This is a genomic window from Blautia sp. ZXY-1-C6, assembly GCF_056339875.1.
On sequence record NZ_JBWJVQ010000209.1, the window covers coordinates 1 to 2,763 of the forward strand.

The 2,763-nt window shown below is 37.5% G+C and carries 3 protein-coding genes; 1 reads left to right on the top strand and 2 read right to left on the bottom strand.

Annotation, left to right across the window (positions count from 1 at the left end):
* Positions 1-297: 297 nt before the first annotated feature.
* Positions 298-1,350, bottom strand: a complete 1,053-nt coding sequence (locus AC075J_RS12720) for a site-specific integrase (RefSeq protein ID WP_008705153.1) — start codon at positions 1,348-1,350, stop codon at positions 298-300.
* A 13-nt stretch (positions 1,351-1,363) separates the two neighbouring features.
* A complete protein-coding gene (locus AC075J_RS12725; RefSeq protein WP_008705154.1) occupies positions 1,364-1,555 on the bottom strand; it encodes a helix-turn-helix domain-containing protein in 192 nt (63 codons plus the stop codon).
* A gap of 212 nt (positions 1,556-1,767) precedes the next feature.
* Here AC075J_RS12725 and AC075J_RS12730 point away from each other — a divergent pair, with 212 nt between their 5' ends.
* On the top strand, positions 1,768-2,301 hold the full coding sequence (locus tag AC075J_RS12730) for a helix-turn-helix domain-containing protein (protein WP_008705155.1): 534 nt from the start codon (positions 1,768-1,770) through the stop codon (positions 2,299-2,301).
* The last annotated feature ends 462 nt before the right edge of the window (positions 2,302-2,763 follow it).

Consider the following 2,763-nt stretch of genomic DNA (forward strand, 5'->3'; position numbering starts at 1 on the left):
CTTAATCTGCCAAGATGGTATATCAGTGAATCTGATTATCAGAGAACTTGCTCAGATATTTTATCTGGGCTTTTTCTTTTTGTCTGTCAGTATTCATAGCTTCTGCTCCTTACACAAATCTCCTTGTAGGAATAATGATAATTTCAAATTTGCTCCCATCCTCTAATTCAAGAAGAATCACATAATCTGAATCCCGATCCGGTAAAATGGAACTTATCTTCAACTTCTTACTATAGTTAATTGCATAAAATATTTTTCTGACTACTTTCTTTGTTTTTATCTACTTCTTCCTCTGTATTAACGTTTATTGTCCAGCATCTCAGCAACTTTTTTCTGCTGTGACGGGTACAGATGCCCATAAGTGTTCAATGTCATCTGAATGTCTTTGTGCCCCAGCCTTTCCTTGATAATCAGTGGTTCTACGCCCTGGTAGATCAGATATGCCACATGGCTGTGACGGATATCGTGCACTCTGATTGGTTTTACACCGGTCAGTGCTTCATATTTCTTAAGACGTTTCTGCAATGTTCTCGCCACAATCGGGAACAACCGCTGATCTTCCGGAAATCCATAATGCTTCTTTGCATACTCCTGTACCTCTTCCTTAAGAAAATTGGGAATATCAATAGTACGGACCGAATTTTCTGTTTTTGGAGTATCAATCACATCTCTTTTCTTGATCCGGTTATAGGTCTTATTGATATGCAGGAGATTTCCACTCATATCAAAATCCGAAAGACTCAATGCTAGAAGCTCTCCTTCCCTAATTCCTGTCCAGAACAGAATTTCAAATATCAGATAATCTTCACTCCCCGGCTCAATCCCGGCGATAAATCTGTCATATTCTGCTTTCGTCCAGAACTCCAGCTTATTTGCATCCGATTTCCCCATCTTTTTTACTTTCTTACATGGATTTTCCTTCAGATTGTAAATTTTCTGTGCATGATTAAACAGTGCATTTAACTGATTCTGGATCATACGCTCATAAGTCTTGCTGTATCCTTTTTCCTGAATGGCATTCTGCCACTGGATAATCTCTGCTGGTGTAATTTCATTCATTTTTCTTGTTCCAAAATATGGAACAATGTGCTTGTTCATCATGTGCTGCTTATTACGGATTGAATTTTCTTTCAGTTCATTCTTTTTATCTTCAAAATAGACTTGAATAAAACTGTTCATCTCCATTTTCATATCCGCCGCAGTCTTTCTTATGAATTCCTTTTCATAATTCAATGCTTCTTTCTTTGTCTTGAACCCTCTTTTCAGCTTCTGCGTTTTCTTACCTGTCCAGTCAATATAGCGGAAGCTCACATACCAGGTTCCCTGTGTTTTGTCCTTGTAAGCTGACATCTTAAATCCTCCTTCATACTGCTCTCTGAGAGCATCCATAAAATTTTGTTTCCCAGTAGGGACGTGGAATCTTTCCACGAACTGCCACATATCCTTCCTTTGCCAGTTCATCATTGAGCTGCTTCAGAACAGAATATGCTTTACTGCGTTTCACACCTAATTCTTCCATAACATCATCAACAGTCATCATATAATTAGTTCTCATAGCGTCCTCCTTTCCAGTCACTTTTGTGACTCTTTCGTTGTTCTCTTATAATAATTCACTTTTGTGAATTTGTCAATAAGCATTTGCGAATTTATTTTTTCAATTCCATACATATTGCTTGCGTATCAGCAATTTGTTAAATCTCACTCTTTTGCATCATTCACTTATGTGCTAGAATAGAAGCACAAATATTATTAAGGAGGCAACACATTATGGTAGGTAAGAAAATCCGGGCATTCCGGGAATTCAGAGGATACAGTCAGATACAATTAGCCGAGCTGTCCGGCATTAACGTAGGAACGATCAGAAAATATGAACTGGGAATCCGGAATCCAAAACCGGATCAGTTAGAAAAGATAGCAACTGCACTGGGATTAAATGTAAGTGTTTTTCTGGATTTTAATATTGAAACAGTCGGAGATGTACTCTCTCTGTTGTTTTCTATTGATGATTCAGTGAATCTTTCACTTGCTGAGACATCTGATCAGAAGATTTCACTGACGTTCGATAATCCTACGATGCAGGACTTTTTCAGAAAATGGTGTCAATTTAAAAATGTCTATGAAAAGGAAAAAGCTGAAATATTAGCTATTGAAGATGCTGATAAAAGACAGGAAGAACTGGATAAACTGAACGCTACCCAGGAAGAATGGAAACTGCGTGCTATGGGAACTACGATAGGTTGTCATACCATCGTTAAGAAGGGCACTGAAGGTAATTCCATCAAGACATATGATTTGACATAATTTTTACAAAAGAAAAAGAGCCCTTATGAGCTCTGAGTTTTTGGTGGTCTGGGTGGGAGTCTGCTTAGTATGTTAAACCGTGCAACCATTACACTTCACCATCGCATACTCCCAGACCAAATATTAATATATATTCTTTTCTCATCGAATCAAGTCCTTTCTTGCAAATATGTTTGACTGCATCATAAATCAATCCAGAAACCAAGCAATTCGACAATGCTCCCAATATTGGTTTGATGGTGTTTGGAATCGAACCAAATCCTGTTACTAACTATGTTATATTAATAGTATAACATAGTTTTAAAAATTGTCAATTTTCATATTTTGTTATCATTCTGTTATCACAAGCAGTTGTCAGGACACTCTCCCGGCAACCGTTTTTCTATACTGTTCGTTATTCTTTTCCGCTTTTTTATATATTTCCAGGCAACAGAAAAACCCGTAGAACCGAAGTTCTACGGG